This window comes from Sulfitobacter sp. S223 (assembly GCF_025143825.1).
Classification (GTDB): domain Bacteria; phylum Pseudomonadota; class Alphaproteobacteria; order Rhodobacterales; family Rhodobacteraceae; genus Sulfitobacter.
In genome coordinates this window covers 1,352,777-1,378,007 of record NZ_CP083560.1, presented here as the reverse complement: position 1 = coordinate 1,378,007, position 25,231 = coordinate 1,352,777, and the positions used below count along the sequence as shown (strand labels likewise).

Below are 25,231 nucleotides of genomic sequence, written 5' to 3'. Positions count from 1 at the left end.
TATACATGGTTGACTACATTACTATCCGAAAAGCACCGGGCACTTGGGCTATCCGCGCAGGCGGGGCCGTTCTGGGCGAAAGCAGCAATGCGCTGGAGCTTGTCGAAGGGGACTATCCGCCGGTAATCTACTTCCCGCGTGAAGATATCGCGATGGCCTTTCTTGATCCAAGCGACAAGACCTCTCATTGTCCGCACAAAGGCGACGCACGCTACTTTTCCGTCGTCACCAAAAGCCGGACGTTGGAAAACGTTGTTTGGTCTTATGAAGAGCCGAAAGAAGTTGTCGAGCGGATCAAAGACCATCTTGCCTTTCACAACATGGAAGAGATCGCTGTCGAGCAGATCTAGGAATGTTCCTCGGCTGCGGTGGCTGCCAGCGCGCGATTATACGCGCGCAAGGCATCTACATGGAACAACGCGCCCAGCAATTCAGGCGGCGCGGCATCCGCAGACAACCTGACCACTGGTAGAAACAGCGCGCCTGAATTCTCGAACATCGGGATCGCTGTTTCCAGTGTCGTGGCGCCGTCGATATAAAGCCCGTCACCAATCATTTCCCAGCATGTCGTCTCATCCGCTGCGCGTGGATGTTCGGGTGCGCGCATGGTCTTGGATGCTGTAAACATAGCCAAAAGATAGGCCTGCGGACCAGCTGCAAGGTGAATGCCGCGCCGCTCGATCTGGGTCAGGAAAAAGCTGCGGTCAACCAGATTGGAGGCAAGCGCCGTGGACAAACTGACCGCGACCATAACCGCCAGACCAGTCTGCCAGTCACCCGTCAGCTCAAACACAATCAGCGTGGTGGAAATAGGTGCACCCAGCACGGCCGCAGCCACAGCGCCCATGCCCGCCAGTGCATAGAGCGAGGTTGAGCCTGAAACGTTCGGGAAGAACCCTGTGGCGATCAGGCCAAAAGCCAGCCCCACCAGTGCGCCAACCATTAACGAGGGCGAAAAGATACCACCCCCCATGCGGCCGCCCAGTGTGATCGCCACTGCCACCACCTTGAGCACTGCGAAAATCACGACCTCATGGAACACAAGTTCCCCCGTCAAAGCCAGCGAAGTGGTCTCATACCCGACGCCAATGATATGCGGAAACCACAAGGCAATCCCGCCAAGCAAGGCACCTGCTGCCATCGGGCGGATGTAGCGCGGCAATTTGGTGCGGGATTGGATGTAATTGCCAATGTTGTCAGCCCAGAAGACCGCGCGCATCAGGACGACCGCAACCAGACCACAGGTCAGACCCAAAAGCAAAAATGCCGGTAGTTCGACATAAAATTGAAGATCCCCCATGACCGGTAACTTGAATTCTGTCACACCGCCGAATTCCAACCGGTTGATCACAGTCCCTGCAACGCTTGCAATCACAATGGGTGCAAAAGCATGGACAGCAAAGTGGCGCAGCACGACTTCGAGCGCGAAAAGCGCACCGGCGATCGGGGCATTGAAGCTGGCCGATACACCGGCTGCTACGGCACATCCTAAAAGGTCACGCCCCGTGATCCCGTCCGCATTGATCCGGCGGTTGATCCAAGTTGATATAACCGCCGCCAGATGGACGACCGGCCCCTCGCGCCCGGATGATCCGCCGGTCCCCAATGTGACCATAGATGCCAACGCGGACGCCAGACCTGCACGCGTCTCTACCCTGCCCTCATGCAAGGCAGCCCCCTCAATCACATCCGCAACCGATCGCGCGCGCGCATCACGCGTGAAATGGTGAAGGATAAGCCCGGAGACCAGCCCCCCGACAGTCGGAATGATGACAATCCAGTACCACTCCAACCCAATCAGGAAACTATGCAAATGCTGAACATCATCCGTGCCGTACAGCATTGTTTGCAGCCCGTAGATACCCTTTCGGAACAACAGCGCGGCAAAGCCGGCGGCAATACCAACAAGAAGGGCGATGAACCAGAAGGTGATCTTTCCCGGTCCCTTATGCCGCAGAACGCGCCACCCATCGCGGGCACTGCCAACGACTAGGGTCAACTGCTGTGACAAAAGTGAGCGGGAAGGCTCGGTCATGGGGCGCTTTCAATTGCAAGGCACGCGGAAAGGTTACCCTTGCGGAAACCATATTGCGGCTGCTGTTTCAAGCCGTCAGGCGCTCAGCAAGGCGCGAGCGGCCTCTCGGGCGGCATCGGTGATCGTGTCACCGGCCACCATGCGGGCAACTTCGTCCACCCGCTCTTCCGTGGTAAGTGGCACGACATTGGTTGTTGTCATGCCTTTGGTCACTGATTTCTCGACCCGCCAATGATGGGCACCCAACGCCGCTACCTGAGGCGAATGGGTCACGACCAGCACTTGACCACCTTCGGCAATCGCGGCCAATCGACGGCCTACCGCATCGGCCGTGGCCCCGCCCACACCGCGGTCAATTTCGTCGAAGATCAGGGTAAGGCCGGATTGGCCTTGCGTCAGGCACACCTTCAGGGCCAGCAGAAAGCGGCTCAGTTCACCCCCAGAGGCGATCTTGTTGATCGGCCCCGCAGGCGCACCGGGGTTTGTGGCAACTGTAAAGGAAACTGCGTCACGGCCTTCAGGGCCCTCTGCCTCGGGTGTGATCTGCGTCGCAAAAACCGCACGCTCCATCTTTAGTGGTGCAAGCTCACCGCTAACGGCTTTGTCCAGTTTGGCTGCGGCTTTGGCGCGCGCATCGCTGAGCGCTTGCGCTGTAACGTCATAGGCAGTTTCTGCTGCGCGGACTTCTGCAATCAGCTTCGCCTGCTCGGCCTCACCCGCGTCCAGCGCGTTCAACTTGGTGCGGAGCGTATCGGCAAAACCGGCCAGCTCATCCGGCTGCACATCGTGTTTTCGCGCGAGCCCCCGAATAGCAAACAGCCGCTCTTCGGTGTCTTCAAGTTCATGGGCATCGAATGACATCGCCTCAATCGCCTGAACGACGCCTTCCATCGCTGAGTCCAGCTCGATCATCGCGCGGTTCAGCGCGGCCATCGGTTCTTCCAACGTGCCGTCAGCGCGTGCCGCAGCCCCGTCAAGCCACCGGAATGCATCAGCCAACTGCGCCTCTGCACCGCTTTGGCCCATCGCCTCATAGGCGTTAACGACATCTGCACGGATTTTCTCGGCGGCCTGCATCATCCGGCGTTTGGTATCTAGCGCAGCTTCTTCGCCCTCTTCCGGCCTCAGCTTATCCAGTTCAGATACGGCATAGCGCAGGAATTCTTCTTCGGCACGGATCTCTTCTTGCGCCTTGGCAGCGGCGGCCTGCGCTTTGCGGATGCGCGCCATCTCGCTCCAAGCGCTACGCACCTTTGCGCGGGCCGCATCAAGCCCAGCAAAATCATCGAGAATGGTCCGGTGACCTCTGGGATTGAGCAATCCGCGATCATCATGCTGGCCGTGTAGTTCAACCAATGTTTCGCTCAGCGCGCGCAACACCTCACCAGAACAACGCCGGTCATTGACCCAGGCAGTCTTGCGGCCATCTGCGGTGTTGATCCGGCGCAAGATCAGCTCATCCGTTACAGGCAGACCGGCTTCTTCCAGAACTGCCCGCGCTGGGTGATTTTCGTCAAGATCAAACCACGCGGTCACTTCACCTTGTGCAGCGCCCTGACGCACCAGATCGGCGCGCCCGCGCCACCCCAAGACAAAGCCCAGACTATCAAGCAGGATAGATTTCCCCGCGCCCGTCTCACCCGTCAACACATTGAGGCCGGGCTGAAAATTCAGCTCCAGCCTTTCAATGATCAGCATGTCGGATATGTCTAGACCGCGCAGCATCAAACAGGTTCCGTCACAGGCGTGCGGGTGCGCACGTTAGATCCAATCGCCTTTCAGCGTTTGACGGTAAATAGCCGACAACCAGTTGTTGCCAAGCGATTTAAGCTCAAGACCGCGTCCGGTAAGCAGCTTGTAGCTGTCCTCGTACCATTCGGTCGACTGATAGTTGTGACCTAAAATCGCGCCTGCGGTCTGCGCCTCATCCGTCAAACCAAGGCTCAGATATGCCTCTACCAGACGGTGCAGTGCCTCAGCCGTGTGGGTGGTGGTCTGGAAATCCTCAACAACCACGCGGAAGCGGTTAATGGCAGCAGCATAGTGGTCACGGCGCAAATAATAGCGACCGATTTCCATTTCTTTACCGGCGAGGTGATCAAACGCCAGATCGAATTTCAGGATCGAGCCACGCGCATATTCGCTGTCAGGATAGCGCTCAATCACGGAACGCAGGCTTTGCAGTGCCTGAAAGGTCAGACCCTGATCGCGGCCCACATCATCAATCTGATCATAATAGCTGAGGGCCAGCAGATAAGCCGCATAAGCAGCATCGTCATCGTCGGGGTAAAAATCAATGAACCGCTGTGCCGCAGAACGGCTGTTCGGGTAATCCCCATCCTGATGATAGGCAAACGCCTGCATGATCAACGCACGCTTGGCCCACTCCGAATAGGGGTACAAACGCTCAATCTCGGCGAAGTAGAATGCCCCTTCGGCGGGGCGCTTACGGTTCAGTTCAAATTCGCCACGCTCGAAAATTTGTTCAGGCGTGTATGTTTCCAGCGGAATTTCCTGTGGATTGAAGAAATTCTTCGTAAAGCGGCCCGTATCTTGTGAGCCTCCGCACGCTGACAATGCCGCAACAGCCACCAAAGTGACGGAAAGACGTCTTGCAGACCCTCCAAAACCCATCCTTGGCTATCCTTATTCTTTACCGCTACAGTCCATTTCAGAGGCTTAACCCCTGTTTGACTTTGGTGTTAGCACAATAATTAGCGGTGCAAAACGCCCATTTCCTACTTTGTACAAAAGCCCGAAACCATCGCCTCAAGCCTTTGGAAATCTTGTAGGATAATTACCGGTCAGGCAACAGCCGGAATTTCATTCCAGACAAGGCCGTGACCGGGCAAGCGCGCAGCCATTGCGCCGTTACACTGCACCAGACGCACTGCGCCAGGTGTGTCGAACAAGGCGCGCAGCAGTGTGTTGGTCAAGGAGTGGCCTGCACGGACGCCCGTATAGTGGCCCAGCAGAGGGGCACCCGCCAGCGCAAGATCACCCAAAGCATCCAGCATCTTGTGACGCACGGGTTCATCCGCGTGGCGTAGGCCACCTGGGCTCAGAACCGCGTCACCATCAAAAACAACCGCATTTTCACCCGGCATACCACCAAGCGCAAGGCCGTTGGCCTGCATGGCGTCTACATCCGCCTGACGGCAGAAGGTACGACTGTCACACAGCTCACGTGCGAATGAACCATTGTTCATCACCAATGATTTTTGCTGGTGACCAATCGCCGCATCAGCAAAATCGATCTCGAAATCAATGCGAAGCGTGTCGGAGGGCGCGATGGTCGCAACCGCGTCGCCGTCACGCACGGTGACTTCTTTCAACACTTCGAAAGCCATGACCGGGGCAGATTGCATCAGCACGCCGTGCGCCATGATGCCACGCACGAAAGGGGCAGCAGATCCGTCAAGGATCGGCACTTCCGGGCCATCAAGCTCAATCAATGCGTTATGGATGCCACAACCGGCAAGCGCAGCCATAAGGTGCTCAACAGTGGAAACCTGAAGGCCGCTTTTGTTTTCCAGCTTGGTGCAAAGGGGTGAACGGTTCACCGCATCCCAGCGCGCCGGAACCATCCGGTCACCAAGATCGACGTCTGTCCGCTTGAACCAGATACCATAGTTCGGAGCAGCCGGAACAATTGTCGCTGTCGCAGGTTTGCCTGAATGCAGGCCTTTACCTGTAAAGCTGATCGCTGTTTTTACGGTGTTTTGCACGCTGCCGTCCTCGGGTTTGATTCAAGTATGTACTTGATTAACCCTTAACTAGGCTTCCGGTTGCAATCGTTCAAATCAAGGATTGCAACGGTCTGAAACATCACTGTTACAATCCGGCACAAACCCGCCACCTGCAACATAACCTCTTATATCAAAATAGAAAAAGGCCGCCCCAAGGCGGCCTTCCACATCACGAAATGATGTAATTTAGTTTGCCTGACGACGCAAAAACGCTGGAATTTCGATGCGTTCTTGGTCTGGTGCAGCTTCCTGACGGGGCTGCGGAGCAGCAGCAGCCTGCTGACGCTGGACCGGTGGCTGCTGGCGTGGCGGCTGCTGTGCGGGAGCTGCAGCGCGCGGCTGGCCCTCGCCCTCTTGCGCGCCGGTCATACGGTTGATGAGCGAGTTGATCCCGAAACGAGGACGCTCACCTGCCGCTGCTGTCGGTGCTGGCGCGGCTTGCGGTTCTGGTGCGGCGGCAGCACGTGGTTGCTGTGCCGCTGGTGTCGCACGTTGTGCGGCTGCGCGCAGGCGCGCCATCGCTTCTGGTGACGGCGTACCCGGTGTCGGAGCACGCGGCGCGATAAACGCTTCTGGCTCTGCTTCCAGATGATCGTGCTGCTGCTCATACGCGGCAGGCTCAGGCGTATAGGCCGGAGGCGGCATGTCATCGGCGCGCTCTTCAGCATACTCGTTGCGGCGACCTTCAAACAGATCGCGGCTCTCGGTACGGGCAGCTTCACGTGGCGCTTCGTCAAAGAAGCTTGGCGCCCGAGGCTCTTCGTCATGCTCTTCTGCAACAACAGCGACGCTTGCTGCAACTGGTGCAGGTGTCGGCTCTTCTACAGCTTCTTCAATCGCTTCTTGCTTGAGCGGCTTGGACATCGAGCGGCGCGGCACGGGCATATCCGTGTTCACATCCAGCGCATCGATACCTGTCGCAACAACGCTCACGCGCATCATGCCACCCATTGTCTCATCCAATGTGGAACCGACAATGATGTTCGCCTCTGGGTCAACTTCTTCACGAATGCGGTTCGCTGCTTCGTCCAGTTCGAACAAGGTCAGGTCGTGGCCGCCTGTAATGTTGATCAGAACACCCTTGGCACCGCGCAGCGAGATTTCGTCCAATAGCGGGTTAGCAATGGCTTTTTCAGCAGCTTGAATGGCGCGATCTTCGCCTTCGGCCTCACCCGTACCCATCATGGCCTTGCCCATCTCGTCCATCACGGCGCGCACGTCCGCAAAGTCGAGGTTGATAAGGCCGGGGCGAACCATCAGATCGGTGACGCCTTTGACACCCTGATACAGAACATCGTCAGCCATCGAGAAAGCTTCGGTGAAGGTGGTTTTTTCATTCGCCAGACGGAAAAGGTTCTGGTTGGGAATGATGATCAGCGTGTCGACGACTTTTTGCAGTGCTTCCACACCGTCTTCGGCCTGACGCATCCGCTTTGCGCCTTCAAACTGGAAAGGCTTGGTCACAACACCAACGGTCAGAACGCCCAGTTCACGCGCGGCCTGCGCGATGATCGGCGCGGCGCCTGTCCCTGTACCACCGCCCATACCAGCGGTGATAAAGCACATGTGCGCACCGGCAAGGTGATCCACAATCTGCTCAATGCTCTCTTCGGCAGCGGCAGCACCAACAGTTGCGCGGGCGCCCGCGCCCAAACCTTCGGTAACCTTGATGCCCAACTGAACCCGGCTCGTTGACTTGGCCTGTTGGAGCGCCTGCGCATCCGTGTTGGCAACAACGAAATCAACACCATCGAGCTCTTTCTCGATCATGTTATTCACGGCGTTGCCGCCTGCCCCGCCTACACCAAAAACGGTGATGCGTGGCTTGAGGTCGTCCTGTCCCGGCATCGAAAGGTTCAAAGTCATCTTGGTTCCGCCTGTTCTGCTTGCCCGCACCGCGCGAGCGTTTTTTTCCCAAATTTGCTTAATACTAAACGCGCGTTCCGCTCGCGTCACGTAGAAAACATCAGTTTTACACCAAATATAGACAAAATCTCACCCCAATCCGCGAGATTTCGCCCATCGGCACAGATATTGCGGAGACTGCGTAAAACACAACCATCCGCCAAAAAATCACCCGCAACCAAAGGGTGCGCGACGACAACATATCTATCTAATCTGGGTCCTGCTCGACCCGCCGGTGCGCTTATTGATGCTGGACCTCTGGTGGGTCCTGATGCGCTTAACGGGAAGGATACACGAAGGATTCGGTCTTGTCACCCTTTCTGCAAGCGTTTTTGCAAGCAAAAAGCATCTACAGCACCATGCAGGATAGGTTTAAATAGACCAAAGCAGGATCGGCATCCGAAATCGTACATCAGAAAAAAATGGCCCTCCGAAAGGACAACCGATCGGAGGGTCAATTTTAAAATTGTCAAATTTCTGGATGCAGCGAGATGCCTTACCAGTTGTCTTTGAACCACTTGACCGCGCGCTTGAGCGATCGTGCAGGATAGCGGTCAGCGGGGATGTCAAAGTCCCACCATTCGTCCTGCGGATGCGCGGCAAACAGCGCCAAACCGACAGCCGAAGAGAACCCCGGGCCAGTAGCGGCTTGCGGTAGGCCATGAACACGCAAAGGACGGCCAAGGCGCACCTGCTGTCCCAAAATCTTGCTCGCCAATCCATCCAGGCCCGGAATTTGGCTGCCGCCACCCGTCAATACAATCTGTTGGCTGGGAAGATGGTCAAAACCGGCGGCGTCCAGACGCGCGCGGACCTCTTCCAGAATTTCCTCAACGCGCGGGCGCATGATGCCAATCAACTCGGCACGGCTGGCTGTACGGCGGTCATGTTCGTAATCGCCGGTCTCTCCGCCGATTTCGATCATTTCGCGGTCATCCATGCCGGTGGCCTGCACGCCGCCATAGAACGTCTTGATCCGCTCGGCGTTGGCTGTTGGAACCTGCAGTCCCATCGAAATATCAGAGGTGACGTGATCCCCGCCCATGCGAATGCTGTCAGAGTAGATCATGTGTTTCTTGATGAAAATCGACACACCAGTCGCTCCGCCGCCCAGATCAATACAGGCAGCACCCAGCTCCTGTTCGTCTTCCACCAATGCGGCAATACCAGAGACATAGGCGGAGGACGCAATCCCTGCGAGTTCCAGATCGCACCGTTTGATGCAATAGGCCAGATGTTGAATGGCTGCGGCATCCACAGTCAGCATGTGCATATCAACACTTAGCTCGTTGCCGAGCTGGCCACGCGGATCAATCAACCCGCTGCGGTGATCAAGGGCAAAGTTCACCGGTTGAGCATGCAACACTTCACGGCCTTCACCGTATTCCGGCACATCGCAGCTGCTGAGTACACGGGCCACGTCGTCTTCGGTGACCACCTGATCTTCAAGCGTGACCATCGCATCCAGACCATAGCTGCGCGGCTCGCCCCCAGCGAAACAAGCGATTACGTGATCGACACGAATGCCTGCCATCTTTTGCGCCGCTTGCAGCGCTGTGCGAATGGCGCGTTCGGTTTCGCCCATCGCTGCGATTTCACCAAAGCGCACACCGCGCGAACGCGTTGTCGCCGCGCCGATCACGCGAAAGCCGGACTGCCCTGCCAGCGATCCAATCTCACCCTCGTCATCCAGGCGGGCTGAACCGTCAAAGCGCAGCACAAGTGCCGCGATCTTGGAGCTGCCTACGTCCAGAATAGCAACCACACCGCGCTGCATCGCGATCTTGCGCATCTGCCGCATGGTGCGCTGGCTGTTATATAGATCATTCATTGTTTGTTTGCCCTAAACGCTGCCTGTTGGGCCGACCTCTCTTCGGCGGCCTCATTTGTCATTTGCACTGTTGGTCGGCGTGCCAGCCGCATGTCTACCCGCGCTACATCGCGGGTCAGAATATCTTGGGCGCTCTCCAAAGCCAGCACACGCTCCAGCGCGCGCTGGGGTTCTTCGGATGGCAGCAAAATGCGTTGGTCACGGTCCAGAACAACGTCCCAGCGCCGCTCTCCCATACGCACCAATCCGCGCAGCCGTTCCCCCAACGGGGCCGCGGCCTGTATCAGTTCCAGTGCCTCGGCCACATATTTGTCTGCCCCCTCACCCGCGATCAACGGCAGATCAGGACGCGCATAGCGGCTGGTTGCGGCAGCAACGTAGATGCCATTCTCATCCACCAGCGCGAGGCCATCTTCGTTGCGCCATAAAGCAACAGCCTTGCGCGGCTCAATATCGATTTGCAGAACACCACCCGGACGGATCCGCACGGATGCTGTTTTGACAGCCGAGATTTCAGTAACTTTGGCGCGCATGGCGTCAAGGTCGAGATCAAAACTTGAGACCGGAAAATCCAGCGGCAGGGTTTCACGGATGTAGCTGGCCAGCTCATCCTTCGCCCCATCGACAGCCATAAGATTAACCATAAATTCAGGACGGGTTTCGATACTGGCACGGGCCTCGGCCACGGCCGTTTCGATCGCGCCACGGCGCGCTTCGTCTGACAGATACCATGTCCCTAACGCCAGCGTGATGCAAAACGGCACCCCAGCGCGCAGCGCAAGCCGGATACCCGGCGTCAGCATCAGCCGCTGCATCCGCCACGACCAACGCGACGGCGCAGGATCGGGTCTGCCAGCAATCGGTTTCTTGCGGATCAACGACCGCATGATGCGTCCTCCACAATCCAGTTACAAAGCTCTGGAAAGCTCATTCCCGTGGCTTGCGCCTGTTCGGGCGTCAGCGATGTACCGGTCATGCCCGGTTGTGTGTTCGTCTCAAGCAAGATCAATCCGGCCACGCCGCGCGCCTCATCCCAGCGAAAATCGGTACGGCTAACACCACGGCAGCCTAATGCGTTGTGCGCGCGCAGGGCGTAATCAAGACACAGGTCGAAAATCTCTTTCGGGATGTCAGCAGGCACAACGTGGTGTGATCCGCCTTCTTTGTACTTGGCGTCATAGTCATACCAGCCAGTGGTGATGATGTCGGTCACTGTCAGCGCGCGATCGCCCAGTACTGTCGTCGTCAGCTCGCGGCCAGGTGCGAAGGCCTCAACCATGACCATTTCGGGCATTTCCGGACCCAACTGTGGTGGGCCGCTGTTTTCATCGGAAACCAGATAAACTCCGACGGAAGAGCCTTCGTTATTCGGCTTGACCACATAAGGGGCGGTCATGACATGACATTCACGCACCCGCTGGGCTGGCACGATCATGCTGGGCACGACGGGAAGGTCAGCTGCCCGAAAAATGTCTTTGCTACGCTGCTTATCCATTGCGACAGCAGACGCCAGAACACCGGAATGCGTATAAGGAATTTTCAGCCACTCAAGTATGCCCTGAACGCAGCCGTCCTCGCCCCAGCGACCATGCAGGCAATTGAACACCACGTCCGGTTTCATACTTGTCAAAACGGCACAAAGATCGGGGCCTGCATCGACCTCGATCACGTCATTGTATCCGTATTCCCGCAGTGCGGCTGCGCATGCGCGCCCCGTGCTGAGCGAGACCTCGCGCTCGGCCGAGGGTCCACCCATGAGTACCGCCACTGTGGGGTTTGTCCTGCTCGACATACCCTTGTGCCTCAATGTCCCGGGCCTTTTTCGGCCCTTATTTCTTATTGGTTGCCGTTTTTACGGCATTAGCCCATGCGATCTGACGCTTATTTTTCGCCTATTCGCATAATTTCCCACTGTAACGTGATACCGCTGGAATCGTAAACCTTTTTTCGCACTTCCTCGCCTAAACCTTCGAGATCAGCGGCAGTGGCTTCGCCTGTGTTGATCAGGAAATTCGCATGCTTGGGGGACATTTGCGCACCACCAAGGATCGCACCCTTCATCCCCGCATCCTGAATAACCTTCCACGCCTTCAGGTCATGCACGTCATCCGCCAGTCCGGTAGAGCTGAAGCCAGCCGGATTGCGGAAGGTGGAACCAGCACTGCGATCTTTCGTAGGCTGGGATGCATCCCGTTTGGCAAGCTGGTCAATCATACGGGCATGAAGCTGTTCCGGATCACCAGCAGGCGGCGCGAAAGTCGCGCTAACAAGCACCGCGCCTTGCGGTAGTTCACTCTGACGGTATTGGAATTTCAGATCATCAGCCGTCAGCGTCACAAGCTCCCCTGCCCGCGTCACGGCCTGCGCTTCGACAAAATAGTCAGCAGTGTAGCTACCGTAGCAGCCGGCATTCATACGCACCGCGCCGCCAATACTACCTGGAATGGTTCGCAAGAATGTCAGGTCCAGCCCCGCATCCGCCGCCTTGCGCGCCACATGTGCATCCAGCGCGGCGGCACCTGCGGTGACCTGACCACCGTCAATTTCAATTCCGTTAAAACCACGCCCAAGCCGGATTACCGCGGCCCTTAATCCGCCGTCGCGCACGATGAGGTTGGAACCAACGCCCATCGGAAACACTTCGCGATCAGTTGGAAGTTCCCGCAGGAAGCTTTGCAAATCCTCCAGATCAGCAGGCTGGAACAGATAGTCGGCAGGTCCGCCAACGCGCAGCCATGTCAGCTCGGACAGGGGGCGTTTCGGGGTCAATTTCCCCCGCGGGGTCGGCATGCCGCTCATGTTTTGTCTACCTTACTGCTGCGAAAGCTGCGAACGATGCGGCCTATCAGCCAGCCGACGCCCAGTGCCCCGAATGCGTACAAAAGTGCTGCGGCATGAGCTGTTAGTGCAGCCGGGGATAGCGGCATCGCCTCGAGACCAAACCACATCCAAGCCGTGTTCAGCCCCATACCTATCAGTGTAACAATCACAAAGAGCCCGAAGCGCTTTTTATATCCGGCGTATGCGCAGCCGAACATCCAGATCGCCAGACCTGCCACCAGAACCATGAGCATTATAGCGTCACTCCGCAGGGGTGGTGCGAACGCGGCGACCCACCCAGCGGCCCAAATAAATCACAGGCCAGCGCAAGACGGAACACCCACCGGCAAGCACCAGTAACCCGATCCATGGCCCGTGCTGCATCACCACATAGCCGACAATCGGAATTCCGACCGCAATCAGGATATAGGCGTTGCGCCAATGATAATCCTTGCTCGGTGTCATGGCCAATATATTGGCAACCACGGCCCAAAGGCATGCGAGAGTGAGTGAGAGGCTGATCATTCTGGAATCTCCGGATGCTCTCCGCGCAGCCGCGCCACGATATAGCGGAGCGGATTACGGAACATGGATACAAACGCCGCAAGGCCCAACAACGCAAAGATCCAGCCAAACTGGATCCCGGCGAGTACGATCAGCACGGGGGCCGCCAGTAACAGGACCACACCGGGAAAATACTGGTGACGCATCGGCAGCGTCGCGACAAGTGCGGAGGCGAAAACCCAGCCTATGGACAGCCAGATCAGCGTCACGCTGCAGCCCCTTTGAGCGCGCGCAGGGCATCGGGAAGACCATTGGCCCAACTGCTGATTGTGCCCGCCCCAAGGCAGACCACCATATCACCGGGTCGTGCCTGTTCGGCCACCAGTTTGGCCAGATCTTCCGGCCCGTCCACGCGGCGGGCGTGACGGTGACCGTGCTGGATCAATCCTGCCACCAGACTATCGCGGTCCGCGCCCTCAATCGGGTCTTCGCCAGCGGCATAAACATCTGCGATCCCAACGACATCACAGTCATTAAAGCAGGCGCAGAATTCATCAAAGTGATGGCTCAGGCGCGAATAGCGGTGCGGTTGATGGACGGCAATCACGCGCCCCTCGGTCGCCTGACGCGCCGCTTTCAGCACGGCGGCAATCTCGACAGGGTGGTGACCGTAATCGTCAATGATCGTGACACCGTCGACTTCGCCCACGCGCGTAAACCGGCGGTTCACACCACCAAAGCTGGCCAGCGCCGCGCGGATTTCTTCACCCTTCATCCCCAAATGCCGCGCAACGGCTACAGCAGACAGCGCATTAGAGACGTTGTGATCGCCCGGCATCGGCAGCGCGCAATCCTTTATGATGATGTCTTCGTTTTGCAGGTGAATATCAAAATGGGCCACGCCTGCCTTGTAGTGCAGGCCAACCGCGCGGACATCAGCCTGTGCATTGAACCCGTAGGAAATCACACGGCGATCCGTGATCTTGCCAACAAGCGCCTGAACCTCGGCGTTGTCGATGCAGCAGACAGCCACACCGTAGAATGGAATATTGGACGTAAATTCAAGAAAGCCCTGACGCAGGTTCTCGATCGTGCCCCAGTGATCCATATGCTCGGGGTCAATGTTGGTGACGATGGCAATGGTAGCCGGAAGGCGGTTGAACGTCCCGTCGCTTTCATCGGCCTCGACGACCATCCACTCGCCCTCCCCCTTACGCGCGTTCGAGCCGTAGGCGTGGATGATACCGCCGTTAACCACAGTGGGATCAAAGCCGCCGCCATCCAGCAGCGCCGCGACCATCGTCGTCGTGGTTGTTTTGCCGTGTGTGCCTGCGATGGCGATGTTGGACTTGAGGCGCATCAACTCGGCCAGCATTTCTGCACGGCGCACAATTGGCAAACCCTTGAGACGTGCCGCGTCAAGCTCCGGGTTGCCCGGCTTAATCGCTGAGGAAATCACCACAACCTGTGCATTATCGACGTTCTCGGCGGTTTGGCCTTCGAATATGGTCGCGCCTAGCTCTGCCAGCCGGTCGGTGATTGGCGTGGCTTTCAGGTCAGAACCCTGAACCGTATAGCCGTGGTTCAACAATACCTCCGCAATGCCAGACATGCCGATACCGCCGATGCCCACGAAATGAATGGCGCCCACGTCTCCGGGCAGTTTGGTTACGGCGTTCATGAAACAGGCTCCTTGGGGGTAGTGAGTTCTTCGACCATATCGGCAAGCGTTTGTGCCGCTTCTGGCTTACCAAGCGACAAGGCACGGTTCGCCATTGACGTTGCGGCAGGACCGTTTGACAGGATCGTGTGGATGAATTCAGTCAGGGTATCGGGGTTTGCCGCTTCTTCACGGATCATCACGGCGGCTTCGGCCTCGACCAGACCGCGCGCGTTGGCGACCTGATGGTCCCCCGCAGCAGCAGCAAAGGGGATCAAGATAGACGGCCGACCGATCACGGAAATATCGGCAAGCGATGATGCGCCAGAGCGGCTGATCACCAGCTGCGCTTCGGACATGCGGCGCGGCACATCATGAAAGAAGGGCTGCACGTCAGCATCAATGCCATTCTCTGCATAGTATTCCGAGACGCGGGTGGAGTCCTCGTCGCGGGCCTGATGGCTCACGCGGATGTTGCGCAACATATCCATCGGTAATGCCGCAATTGCCGGAGGCACAACATCGCTTAGGATGCGCGCGCCCTGACTGCCGCCCATGACCAATAGCTCCATAGGGTAATCGCCCGGCGCGATATAGCCGGCCCCTGCCCGTTCCAGCACAGCCGAACGAACCGGATTACCGACATGGTAGCCTTCGATACCTTCAGGCAGCGTGGTTGGCCACGTGCCACAGGCCACACGATCCACCCGCTTTGCAAACACCTCGTTCACCCGGCCAAGCACACCGTTTTGTTCATGGATCATCCGTGGCAGGCGCAGCATCCATGCGGCCCCCAAGGCGGGAATGGACGGATAGCCGCCAAAGCCTACAACGACCGCAGGCCGGTCTCGCAACATACGGATCGCAGCACTCACTGTGCCACCTAGAATTCTGAAAGGCACCAATGCTTTTGCAAGCAGGCCACCGCGCGCGAATGTTGCACTTGCGATCTGTTCGACCTCTACCGGTTCGGGGAACCCGCTTGTATAGCGCGCGCCACGTGCATCGGTGCTTAACTTCACCCGCCAGCCGCGCGCCAGCATCACCTCCGCCAGCGCCTGCGCGGGAAACATGTGACCACCGGTCCCACCGGCCGCGATCACCAAAAGAGGCGCGCCGCTCACGTTCGGCCTCGTGACAGCAATGCGCTGATTTCACCCTGTGGACGGGTGCGGGTAAAGGCCAGTAACATGCCCAAAGCGATGCCCGATGCAATGACCGAGCTGCCGCCGTAACTGACGAAAGGCAGCGTCATGCCCTTTGCAGGCAACAAACGCACAGCCACACCCATGTTAATCATGGCTTGCACGCCGAACATACAGGCAAGCCCTGTACCGGCAAGCCGTACAAACGGGTCACGCTCGCGCATCAGGCGCAGCAGTGAGCGAACCACAACGAAGGAATAAAGCGCGATGATGCACAGCACCAGAACAAGCCCGTATTCCTCGGCAGCGACCGCGATAATGAAATCTGTGTGCGCATCGGGTAGCGACCATTTCACTTCGCCCTCGCCCACGCCAACACCGAACAATCCGCCCTCGCGGATGGCGTTGGTGGCATAGCCCAGCTGCGTTGTCGGATCGACATCCACACTTAGGAATCCGTCAATCCTGCGCGCAAAGTGCTCGGAGCTTGAATAGGCTAAGGTCCCAGCCAGAACCACCATTCCGGCCATACCAACCAGCAGCACCATCGGCGCGCCAGCCACGAAATACATCACACCCCAGCCGAACAACACCAGACAGGCCTGACCAAAGTCAGGCTGCAGCGCCAGCATCAGAACAATTGAGATACAGATACCGAAAGACCAGGCCTTGCCCGGAGGGCCGTTGATCTCAAGGCTTGCAGCCATCATCCACGCGGCCACAACCACAAAACCGGGCTTGAGGAATTCGGATGGCTGGACGGAAGCAAATCCAAGACTGTACCAGCGCACAGCGCCCTTACCAAAATCCGTTCCGAAAAACGGCAGCATCATCAGTGCGAAAAATGACAGAGCGAAGCCGATCACAGCAAGTCTGCGCACAACTGTGGGCGTCATCATTGAAGTCAGCATCATGGCAATCATCGCTAAACCGCCAAAGAATGCTTGCCTTTGCACGTAATGGAACGGCTCGAAACCGTTCTTCTCAGCCAAGGGCGGAGACGCAGCAAGGCCCAGCAACATGCCGACGCCAAAAAGCATCAGAATGCATGACAACGCCCATTTATCGAGCGTTCTCCACCACTTGGGTAGGATTGGTTCGCCGTCCCGCATCGGGACCGCGCCATAGACCATTTCTGTCATGGGTACGTGCCTTACACTGCCTGTCTCGCCTCCTTTGCGGAGGTCTACATTTAGTATAACGCGCATTTGCCTGCGCGGCTAGGGTCTTTGAACCCTTTTGCGCACGCAGGCAAGGAGGCTGGATCACCCTGAGTGGGTGCCCCGAATTGGGTAGTCGTTTCCGCGGACGAACTTGATCCCGTTCGCAAGGCTTTGCAGGTCCGGTCGGACAAACGGCGCGTTAGAGACATCGAGGATCTGAATATCCCCTTCTGCGTTGACCACGAACACGCCCGGCTCTGCAAAGGGGCGGTCGGTTTCTTGCGGGCTGCGCGGATCAGACACATATAGACCCAAGCTATTCATCTGTGCCACGCTAAGCCCGTAGCCTATGGCCAGCTTCAGTTCTTTTTCATCGGCGAAAGCCTGCGCCTTTTCTTCAGGATCGGCAGAGACAGCAACCACATCGACACCTAAATCGTTAAACGTCGGCTCAAGCTCTTGCAGACGTGCCAGATAGGATTTGCAGATCGGGCAATGCAGCCCGCGGTACACGACAATGAGCTGCCAATCATGGTCACCGCGTGGCGCGCCAAGGGTCAACGTGCCGCCACCAAGGGCGGAGACATCGTTTTTCGGAAAAGTGCTTCCGGCGGGGAGTGCTGTCATCGGTCATATCCTTTATCTGTTTCCTGATAGGAACTAGGCATAGCAATCGCGCCGACAAGCCTTGTCACAAAGGCTTGACCAGACCCGTCCTCTCAGGCACCCCCCTCGCTATGGAATTCGAGACAGTTATCATAGGGGCCGGTGCCGCTGGCATGATGTGTGCCGCCCATCTGGACGGGCGCACCCTGCTGGTTGACCACGCCAAAGCGCCGGGTGAAAAGATCCGCATCTCTGGCGGCGGACGATGCAATTTCACGAATCTCTATACTGATCCGCAGGCCTTTATCTGCGCCAATCCCCATTTCGCCAAATCCGCTTTGGCGCGTTATACCCAGTGGGACTTTATCGCGCTGGTAGAGGCGCATGGTATTGCGTGGCACGAAAAGACGTTGGGTCAGTTGTTTTGCGATAACAGCGCCAAAGACATCATCGCCATGCTGCGCAAGCTGATGGATGCCCGTGATGTCGAATTGCGGCTGCAAAGCTCTGTCAGCAATGTAAAAAAGATGCCAAACGGTTATACACTTTCCCTGCATTCGGCAGGAAAGACACATGCCGTCACTGCGCGGCGGATCGTCGTTGCGACAGGCGGCAAATCCATCCCCAAGATGGGCGCGACCGGCTTTGCCTATGACATCGCGCAGCAGTTCAACCTGCCAGTAACCGACACGCGGCCTGCACTTGTGCCCTTCACCTTCCCTGACAGCCGCTTTGCCGAAATCTCGGGTGTTTCGACGCCAGCCAAAGCCCATGCAAAAGGACCTGTGTTCGAGGAAGCGCTGCTTTTCACACACCGCGGCCTGTCGGGCCCTGCCGTTTTGCAGGTGTCTTCCTATTGGACCGACGGCCAGCCCGTTACTTTCGACATTGCACCCGAAGGCATGTTGGAGGCTCTGCGTAGCCAGCGCAGCCTTGCCGGCCGCCGCAACATGACGACTGAACTTGCCCGCTTGATGCCCGCCCGACTGGTGGAGCATCTGGCAGGTCTGTTCGATCTAAGCGGTAATCTGGCTGATTGGTCTGACAAACGTCTGGGCGCGCTGGTGGACGGGTTGCGCCAGTGGGAATTGTTCCCCGGCGGCACCGAAGGGTACCGCACGGCCGAAGTCACGCTGGGCGGCGTGGACACTGATGCGCTTAGCTCACGCACGATGGCGGTCAAAACGCAGCCCGATCTTTACTTCATCGGCGAAGCGGTCGACGTGACAGGATGGCTTGGCGGCTACAATTTCCAGTGGGCGTGGTCCTCGGCCATGGCTGCTGCCGCTGACCTGAACTCGGCGCGCTGATCCTCAGTCCAGATGTGCCTGCACAAGCTGCACAAAATCATCACCGCGCTTTTCAAAACTGTCGTATTGATCAAAGCTTGCCGCCGCCGGAGCCAGCAAAACCACATCGCCCGGTTCGGCATCGGCAATGGCACGGGCCACGGCCACTTCCATCGTGGTGCAAACCTCTGCCGTTACTTTCAACTGCATGGCAAAGCCTGCTGCTTCGCGCCCGATCACATAGGCCTTTCGAACCGACCCTGAGGCGGTGGCAAGGCCGTCCAGCCCCCCCTCCTTTTCAAGACCGCCACAAATCCAGCGGACGTTATCAAAGGCCTGCAAGGCTTTCGCAGCGGAATCTACATTTGTGGCCTTACTGTCATTCACAAAGCGCACGCCGTTTTTCTCTCCGATGGTCTGGCTGCGGTGTGGCAGGCCACCAAAGCTGTGGAATGCCGCCTCGATCACTTTTGGCGCCAGCCCCATCGCGCGGCAGGCCGCATAAGCACAGCATGCATTCTGGTGGTTATGCGCGCCCGGTAGCCCGGAGACCCCGCGCAGATCAATTGAAGCTGCCTGTTTGCCATTCCGGTATTCGCTTAGAAAGCCCTTGCGTGCGAAGACCTGCCAGCCCGGTCCGGTCAGCTTGCGCTCCACACTCACGCGGATCACGCGGTCATCGACCGCGCCCTCGCTTAGCTGCCCCGCCAGGAAGGCGCCTTCTTGTTCGTCAACCCCGATCACCGCGCGGTCCGGTCCACCCTCTGCAAACAGCCGACGCTTGGCCGCAAAGTAGCCACCCATGCCTGCGTGACGGTCAAGATGATCGGGGCTAAGGTTCGTGAACACCGCAATATCCGGCGTCAGGCTACGCGCCAGATCGGTTTGATAGCTGGACAGCTCCAACACCACCACACCGCCATTCGGCGCAGGTTCAATATCCAGAACACCGCGCCCGATGTTGCCCGCCAACTGGCTGTTGCGGCCCGCATGCTCAAGAATGTGATGGATCAACGCCGAGGTTGTCGACTTACCGTTTGATCCTGTGATCGCAATGACCCGCGGTGCCACATCAAAACTGTTCCACTCGGAGGTGGCGAAGCTTTGGAAAAACAACCCGATGTCATTGTCCACCGGCACACCGGCTTCCAAGGCTGCGGCCACAACAGGGTTTGGCGCAGGATACAGATGCGGAATGCCCGGGCTTACGATTAGCCGTGCAACACCATCGAACGCACCTGAGCGGGTCAGCTCCAGACATTCAAATCCTTCGGCCTCGGCAGCCTCGCGGGCGCGGGGGTTGTCGTCCCAGCACACCGGTTCCGCCCCGCCCGCCTTTAGTGCACGTGCCGCCGACAGGCCCGAACGCCCAAGGCCCAGTATCGCCACCCGCTGCCCCTGCATGCCCTGTACTGGTATCATCTTGTGTCTCCTGTTAACGGTGCCTGACCCGAACACCCCCGATCCCGGAGGCCTTATGCCATCTCACTTGCCAGAGATTCTGTCTCAACTCAACGCGGACATGCGCAGTGACAGTGACTGGGGTGAAGTTGCGGCGTATATTCCGGAACTTGCCGGTATCGCACCGGACCAGTTCGGGATCGCCGTTGCGACCGCCGATGGCCAGCTCTACAGCGCCGGTGACGCGGAAACGCCGTTCTCCGTCCAGTCTGTGACCAAAGTTTTCACCTTGGCTGTCGCGCTTGGGCGTTCGGGTGACCAGTTGTGGAAACGTGTCGGCCGTGAACCTTCTGGCCGCGCCTTCAACTCCATTGTGCAGTTGGAGGCGGAAGAAGGCCGCCCCCGCAACCCGTTCATCAATGCCGGAGCAATCGTCGTGACCGACGAATTGCTCGCTGGTCGCGCCCCGCGTGAAACCCTGGGCGAGATCGTCCAGTTTGTGCGCACCGCAGCCGAGGATGAAGACATCCACATCAACCAGCGTGTTGCTGAATCAGAGAATGCCCACGGTCACCGCAACTATGCGCTGGCGCACTTCCTCGCCTCTACCGGCAACCTCAAGAATGCGCCGGAAAAGACCCTTGGAACCTATTTCCACCATTGCGCAATTGAGATGACAGCGCGGCAGTTGGCTATGGCAGGCCGCTTTCTGATAGATAGCCCGCAACTGCCGCGCATGATTATGCCGCCGCGCATCAGACGCCTGAACGCGCTGATGCTGACATGCGGTCACTATGACGGGTCAGGAGATTTCGCTTATCGGGTTGGCCTGCCTGCGAAATCCGGGGTCGGCGGTGGCATCCTTGCCATAGTTCCCGGTGTGGCCAGTGTTGCTGTCTGGTCGCCCGGCCTGAACCGCTATGGCAACTCCCTCAAGGGGACCGAAGCCATGGCACTTCTGGCGCGACAAATGGGGTGGTCGATCTTCTGACCTTTTCCCACGCCGCCAGAGGGTACTGGCGGACCGGCCTTAAAGCCGATCCTGCCGGAAATTTGTTTAGCGGACTTTAAGTGTTGCCAGTCCGATCAACGCGAGGATCAGGGAAATAATCCAGAAGCGGATCACGATCTGTGGCTCGGCCCAGCCCTTTTTCTCATAGTGGTGATGGATCGGTGCCATCAGGAAAACGCGTTTACCCGTGCGTTTGAAGTAAAGCACCTGAATGATGACGCTCAGCGCTTCCACCACAAACAAACCACCGACAATGCCCAGAACCAACTCGTGCTTGGTGGCAACCGCGATGGCCCCAAGCGCGCCGCCCAAGGCAAGGCTGCCCGTATCGCCCATGAAAACCGCGGCTGGCGGCGCGTTATACCACAAGAAGCCAAGGCCGCCGCCGAACAGACCGGCAGTAAAGATCAGGATTTCGCCGGTGCCGGGGACATAGTGCACGTCCAAGTATTCGGTGAAATCCACACGACCAACGGCGTAGGCGATCACGCCCAGCGTGCCTGCCGCGATCATCACCGGCATGATTGCCAGCCCGTCGAGCCCGTCCGTGAGGTTCACCGCATTCGCCGCACCGACGATCACGATCATCGCAAACGGCACAAACAGAAATCCTAGGTTCACAAGCGTGTCTTTGAATACCGGCAGTGCCAGTTGGTATTGCAAGGTTTCAGGGTGGTATTGCGCGGCCCAATAGCCGGCAATCCCGGCAATCACAAAGCCCAGCAGCAGCCGCACCTTTGAAGACACGCCTGCCACAGTCTGCTTGCTGACCTTTGCATAATCGTCAGCAAAACCAATGGCGGCAAAGCTCATCGTGACGAACAGGACCATCCAGATGAACGGATTGTCCAACCGCGCCCACAGAAGCGTTGACGTCAGCAGCGCGCCGACGATCAGCAAACCGCCCATCGTCGGAGTGCCTGCCTTGGCAAAATGCCCCTCGGGGCCATCATCGCGGATCGGCTGCCCCTTGCCTTGGGTCCGGCGCAACATGTTGATCAGCGGGCGACCAAAGAGAAACCCGAAGACGAGTGCTGTCAAGAACGCCCCGCCGGCCCGGAAGGTGATGTAGCGGAAAAGGTTGAAAAAATCACCACCGTCCGAGAGAAGGGTCAACCAATACAGCATACATCGTCCTTACTTAATCAGAGGCAGTGGCCCCACATGTGGTGGCCGTTACTGCCGCGCGCCCTTAATACAGGGGTTATTCTTCCGACACCGGATGGCCCATTTTGCGGATGGCGTCAACGACAAGGCCCAACTTCATACTCAAAGAGCCTTTGGCCAGCACCACATCGCCTGCATCAATGCGGTGGCGCAGCCCTTGGCACATCTCTTCCGACGTCTCAAACCATGCACCGCGCTGATGTTCGGGCAACAAATCATACAGCGATTGCATCAACGGGCCGACACAATGGATTACATCCAGTTTCTTGGTCGCCGCCAGATGTGCCAGCCCTGCATGAAGTGCGACTGAATCCGGTCCCAGCTCTTTCATGTCACCCAAGAAAGCGATGCGGCGGCCTTTGCCGTGGCGCCCTACCCCATCCGTCGTGGTGGCCCCTGCCAAGACCTCCAACGAGGCGGCCATTGACGTCGGGTTGGCATTATAGCTGTCATCAATAAGCGATAGCGCTTCGCGCGGCTCGGTCGGGTCAAGCTGGATGACTTCGCGTTGCCCGCGCCCCTTGTAAGGTGTCCAACGACCCAATTCAGTGACCGCCTGCCCCAAATCCGCACCAATCGATTGCACAATCGCAAGCGCGCCCAATGCATTCATCGCAAAGTGACGTCCGGGTGTGGCAAGCTTGAACAACAGTGGTTCATCGCCGACTTGAGCCTGCACAATTGTCGTGTCGCCTTGAATGGTCAGGTCTTTGAGCCTCCACTCATAGCCATGTTCGCCGAAGGCGATGCCGTTCAGGCGGCGGTCTATGGTCTTGGCCGCAAGGATCGCCGCGGTCTCAACATCTGCATTATATACTGCGGGTGCACCGATCGGCAGGCTTTCAAAAATGCTCGCCTTTTCCAAAGCGATCCCCGCGATATCGTCAAAGGCTTCAAGATGGGCAGCAGCGACGGTGGTGATCAGTGCCGCATGGGGTTGTGCCAACATGGTCAGCGGTAAGATCTCACCGGGGTGGTTCATGCCCATCTCAATGATCGCGTATTCCGTATCCGCAGGCATGCGCGCAAGAGTTAGCGGCACGCCCCAGTGGTTGTTATAGCTGGCGACAGAAGCATGTGTGCGCCCTTGCGGCGCGAGCATGGCCAACAGCATCTCTTTGGTAGAGGTCTTGCCGACTGAGCCTGTAATGCCGATGACTTTGGCCTGTGTGCGCCCACGCGCCGCGGCCCCCAGTGCTTCGAGGCCTTTGAGTACATCCTCGACGATCAACAACGGGGCATCATCGCCTACGCCATCAGGGATGCGAGAAACCAATGCTGCCCCTGCTCCGTTCGCCAAAGCCTGCGCTACAAAGTCGTGACCGTCCCTGACATCCTTGAGCGCAACAAACAGATCGCCCGCTGCAATGGTGCGCGTATCAATCGATACACCGTTAACCGACCAGTCACCCTGTACGCGGCCACCGGTTGCGGCCTGTGCCTCTGCTGCTGTCCACAATGTCATGTCAGTCTCCCGTCGAGTGCGGCCACTGCCACGCTGGCTTGTTCCACATCATCAAAGGGCAGCACATCGTCACCGATGGTCTGACCTGTCTCATGCCCCTTGCCTGCAATCAGCAGGGCGTCCCCGGATCCCAGAACATCAATCGCGCGCAAGATAGCCTCGGCGCGGTCCCCTACTTCGGTGGCATCCGGACAGCCAGCCATGACAGCAGCGCGGATACTTGCGGGTACTTCGGAACGGGGGTTGTCGTCGGTCACGAAAACCAGATCGGCGTGCTTGGCCGCTGCCGCCCCCATCAACGGACGCTTTGCGCGGTCACGGTCACCGCCTGCACCGACAATCGCCACTAGACGCCCCATCACATGGGGACGCATCGCAGAAAGTGCTGTGGCTACCGCATCAGGCGTGTGGGCATAGTCAACAAAAACCGCTGCGCTGTTGTCACGTGTTGCGGCCAACTGCATGCGTCCGCGCACAGTGCTTAGATGCGGGATCGTGTCGAACACCTCTGACGGGTCTGCGCCGCAAGCAATCACAAGCGCCGCAGCCAGCAGCACGTTGTCGGCCTGAAAGCCGCCGATCAACTCAAGGCGCTTCTGATAGGCTTTACCGCGCCAGCTAAAGCGCAAATCCTGACCCGTTGCATCAAACCGCTGCGCAGTGAGGTGCAGATCGCCACCGTCACGGCCCACCGTGATCACGTCGCAACCGCGCGCAGACGCGATCGCTGCCATATCAACCCCCTTGGGATCATCAATGTTGATCACGGCAGTTCCGTCTTGCGGAAGTACGCGCGCAAAAAGACCGGCCTTGGCGTCGAAATAGGCCTCAAAGGTTTCGTGATAATCCAGATGGTCTTGCGTGAAATTCGTGAAACCCGCAGCCGTCAGCGTCACACCATCAAGGCGTCGCTGGTCAAGCCCGTGGCTGGATGCCTCCATCGCGGCATGGGTTATGCCGTTTTTGGCGGCATCCGAAAGGGTGCTGTGCAGGGTTATCGGCTCTGGCGTGGTATGGGCAAGCGGCGCGGTCCACGCCCCCTCAACACCAGTCGTGCCAAGGTTAATGGCGGCAAGCCCCATCTCGATCCAGATTTGGCGGACAAAGGTGCTGACCGATGTTTTACCATTTGTGCCCGTTACCGCGATCATCGTCTTTGGCTGGGCACCGAACCACAGAGCAGCTGTGCGGGCCAGCGCCTCACGCGGATCATCCGCGATGACAAGAGCCGCCCCTGCTGCGCGAACAGCATCCCCCGCAAGCTGCGCACCCTGAGCATCGGTCAACACGGCAACGGCACCACGCTCAAGCGCCGCATCAACAAAGCTGGCACCATGGACGACCGAACCGGGCATCGCTGCGAACAGAGTGCCAGGTTCAACCTTGCGGCTGTCTACGCAAAGGTTTGTAAGGGTGGGATTCTCTCCGCCTGCGGCCATAAGCCCCAGTGAATTCAAGGTGGTGCTCATGGGGTGTGCC

The 25,231-nt window shown here is 58.2% G+C and carries 23 protein-coding genes; 3 read left to right on the top strand and 20 right to left on the bottom strand.

Features of this window, described 5'->3' with window-relative positions; genetic code table 11:
* Positions 1-5 precede the first annotated feature (5 nt).
* Positions 6-350 (top strand): DUF427 domain-containing protein, encoded by a 345-nt coding sequence (locus tag K3757_RS06635; protein ID WP_260000356.1) that lies wholly within the window; start codon positions 6-8, stop codon positions 348-350.
* Here the strand turns inward: K3757_RS06635 and K3757_RS06630 are convergent.
* The 16 genes from K3757_RS06630 to K3757_RS06555 form a co-directional block, all read right to left on the bottom strand.
* Positions 347-2,035 carry a chloride channel protein gene (locus K3757_RS06630; RefSeq protein ID WP_260000355.1) on the bottom strand — a complete coding sequence of 563 codons (1,689 nt, stop codon included), beginning with the start codon at positions 2,033-2,035 and terminating at the stop codon, positions 347-349. The two genes, K3757_RS06635 and K3757_RS06630, sit on opposite strands and share 4 nt — an antisense overlap.
* A 75-nt stretch (positions 2,036-2,110) precedes the next feature.
* Entirely contained in the window at positions 2,111-3,760 is a 1,650-nt protein-coding gene (gene recN, locus K3757_RS06625; RefSeq protein ID WP_260000353.1) for a DNA repair protein RecN, read from the bottom strand.
* A gap of 36 nt (positions 3,761-3,796) precedes the next feature.
* Positions 3,797-4,669: an outer membrane protein assembly factor BamD gene (locus tag K3757_RS06620; protein ID WP_260000351.1), complete on the bottom strand. Its 873-nt coding sequence runs from the start codon at positions 4,667-4,669 to the stop codon at positions 3,797-3,799.
* 170 nt (positions 4,670-4,839) lie between these two features.
* Positions 4,840-5,763, bottom strand: a complete 924-nt coding sequence (gene lpxC / locus K3757_RS06615; RefSeq protein WP_260000349.1) for a UDP-3-O-acyl-N-acetylglucosamine deacetylase — start codon at positions 5,761-5,763, stop codon at positions 4,840-4,842.
* 207 nt (positions 5,764-5,970) lie between these two features.
* Positions 5,971-7,650, bottom strand: a complete 1,680-nt coding sequence (gene ftsZ, locus K3757_RS06610) for a cell division protein FtsZ (RefSeq protein WP_260000347.1) — start codon at positions 7,648-7,650, stop codon at positions 5,971-5,973.
* A gap of 535 nt (positions 7,651-8,185) precedes the next feature.
* Entirely contained in the window at positions 8,186-9,520 is a 1,335-nt protein-coding gene (ftsA, locus tag K3757_RS06605) for a cell division protein FtsA (RefSeq protein ID WP_260000345.1), read from the bottom strand.
* Positions 9,517-10,407 carry a cell division protein FtsQ/DivIB gene (locus tag K3757_RS06600; RefSeq protein WP_260000343.1) on the bottom strand — a complete coding sequence of 297 codons (891 nt, stop codon included), beginning with the start codon at positions 10,405-10,407 and terminating at the stop codon, positions 9,517-9,519. Before K3757_RS06600 ends, ftsA begins: the two co-directional genes overlap by 4 nt.
* A complete protein-coding gene (locus K3757_RS06595; RefSeq protein WP_260001204.1) occupies positions 10,395-11,276 on the bottom strand; it encodes a D-alanine--D-alanine ligase in 882 nt (293 codons plus the stop codon). The genes K3757_RS06600 and K3757_RS06595 overlap by 13 nt, the downstream gene beginning before the upstream one ends.
* A 125-nt stretch (positions 11,277-11,401) precedes the next feature.
* Positions 11,402-12,319: a UDP-N-acetylmuramate dehydrogenase gene (gene murB / locus K3757_RS06590; protein WP_260000341.1), complete on the bottom strand. Its 918-nt coding sequence runs from the start codon at positions 12,317-12,319 to the stop codon at positions 11,402-11,404.
* Positions 12,316-12,594 (bottom strand): hypothetical protein, encoded by a 279-nt coding sequence (locus tag K3757_RS06585; protein WP_260000339.1) that lies wholly within the window; start codon positions 12,592-12,594, stop codon positions 12,316-12,318. The genes murB and K3757_RS06585 overlap by 4 nt, the downstream gene beginning before the upstream one ends.
* A 7-nt stretch (positions 12,595-12,601) precedes the next feature.
* On the bottom strand, positions 12,602-12,862 hold the full coding sequence (locus tag K3757_RS06580; RefSeq protein WP_260001202.1) for a DUF2484 family protein: 261 nt from the start codon (positions 12,860-12,862) through the stop codon (positions 12,602-12,604).
* A complete protein-coding gene (locus tag K3757_RS06575; RefSeq protein ID WP_260000337.1) occupies positions 12,862-13,113 on the bottom strand; it encodes a DUF2484 family protein in 252 nt (83 codons plus the stop codon). Before K3757_RS06575 ends, K3757_RS06580 begins: the two co-directional genes overlap by 1 nt.
* On the bottom strand, positions 13,110-14,525 hold the full coding sequence (gene murC, locus K3757_RS06570; RefSeq protein ID WP_260000334.1) for a UDP-N-acetylmuramate--L-alanine ligase: 1,416 nt from the start codon (positions 14,523-14,525) through the stop codon (positions 13,110-13,112). Before murC ends, K3757_RS06575 begins: the two co-directional genes overlap by 4 nt.
* The gene (locus tag K3757_RS06565; protein ID WP_409202580.1) at positions 14,522-15,577 is read right to left on the bottom strand and encodes a UDP-N-acetylglucosamine--N-acetylmuramyl-(pentapeptide) pyrophosphoryl-undecaprenol N-acetylglucosamine transferase; all 1,056 of its coding nucleotides are present in this window, start codon (positions 15,575-15,577) and stop codon (positions 14,522-14,524) included. The genes murC and K3757_RS06565 overlap by 4 nt, the downstream gene beginning before the upstream one ends.
* Positions 15,578-15,624: 47 nt before the next feature.
* A complete protein-coding gene (ftsW, locus tag K3757_RS06560; RefSeq protein ID WP_260000330.1) occupies positions 15,625-16,791 on the bottom strand; it encodes a putative lipid II flippase FtsW in 1,167 nt (388 codons plus the stop codon).
* 123 nt (positions 16,792-16,914) lie between these two features.
* Positions 16,915-17,439 (bottom strand): peroxiredoxin-like family protein, encoded by a 525-nt coding sequence (locus K3757_RS06555; RefSeq protein WP_260000328.1) that lies wholly within the window; start codon positions 17,437-17,439, stop codon positions 16,915-16,917.
* 110 nt (positions 17,440-17,549) lie between these two features.
* Here K3757_RS06555 and K3757_RS06550 point away from each other — a divergent pair, with 110 nt between their 5' ends.
* A complete protein-coding gene (locus K3757_RS06550) occupies positions 17,550-18,728 on the top strand; it encodes an aminoacetone oxidase family FAD-binding enzyme (protein WP_260000326.1) in 1,179 nt (392 codons plus the stop codon).
* A gap of 3 nt (positions 18,729-18,731) precedes the next feature.
* On the opposite strand, the gene murD is transcribed toward K3757_RS06550, so the two are convergent.
* Positions 18,732-20,129: a UDP-N-acetylmuramoyl-L-alanine--D-glutamate ligase gene (gene murD, locus K3757_RS06545; protein ID WP_260000325.1), complete on the bottom strand. Its 1,398-nt coding sequence runs from the start codon at positions 20,127-20,129 to the stop codon at positions 18,732-18,734.
* A gap of 55 nt (positions 20,130-20,184) precedes the next feature.
* On the opposite strand from murD, the gene K3757_RS06540 reads away from it, so the two are divergent.
* Positions 20,185-21,099 carry a glutaminase gene (locus K3757_RS06540; RefSeq protein WP_260000323.1) on the top strand — a complete coding sequence of 305 codons (915 nt, stop codon included), beginning with the start codon at positions 20,185-20,187 and terminating at the stop codon, positions 21,097-21,099.
* A gap of 66 nt (positions 21,100-21,165) precedes the next feature.
* Here K3757_RS06540 and mraY read toward each other — a convergent pair whose 3' ends face one another.
* From mraY to K3757_RS06525, 3 genes are all read right to left on the bottom strand, one after another.
* On the bottom strand, positions 21,166-22,248 hold the full coding sequence (mraY, locus tag K3757_RS06535) for a phospho-N-acetylmuramoyl-pentapeptide-transferase (protein WP_260000321.1): 1,083 nt from the start codon (positions 22,246-22,248) through the stop codon (positions 21,166-21,168).
* 76 nt (positions 22,249-22,324) lie between these two features.
* On the bottom strand, positions 22,325-23,752 hold the full coding sequence (gene murF / locus K3757_RS06530; protein ID WP_260000318.1) for a UDP-N-acetylmuramoyl-tripeptide--D-alanyl-D-alanine ligase: 1,428 nt from the start codon (positions 23,750-23,752) through the stop codon (positions 22,325-22,327).
* A complete protein-coding gene (locus K3757_RS06525; protein ID WP_260000316.1) occupies positions 23,749-25,221 on the bottom strand; it encodes a UDP-N-acetylmuramoyl-L-alanyl-D-glutamate--2,6-diaminopimelate ligase in 1,473 nt (490 codons plus the stop codon). The genes murF and K3757_RS06525 overlap by 4 nt, the downstream gene beginning before the upstream one ends.
* Between the last annotated feature and the right edge of the window lie 10 nt (positions 25,222-25,231).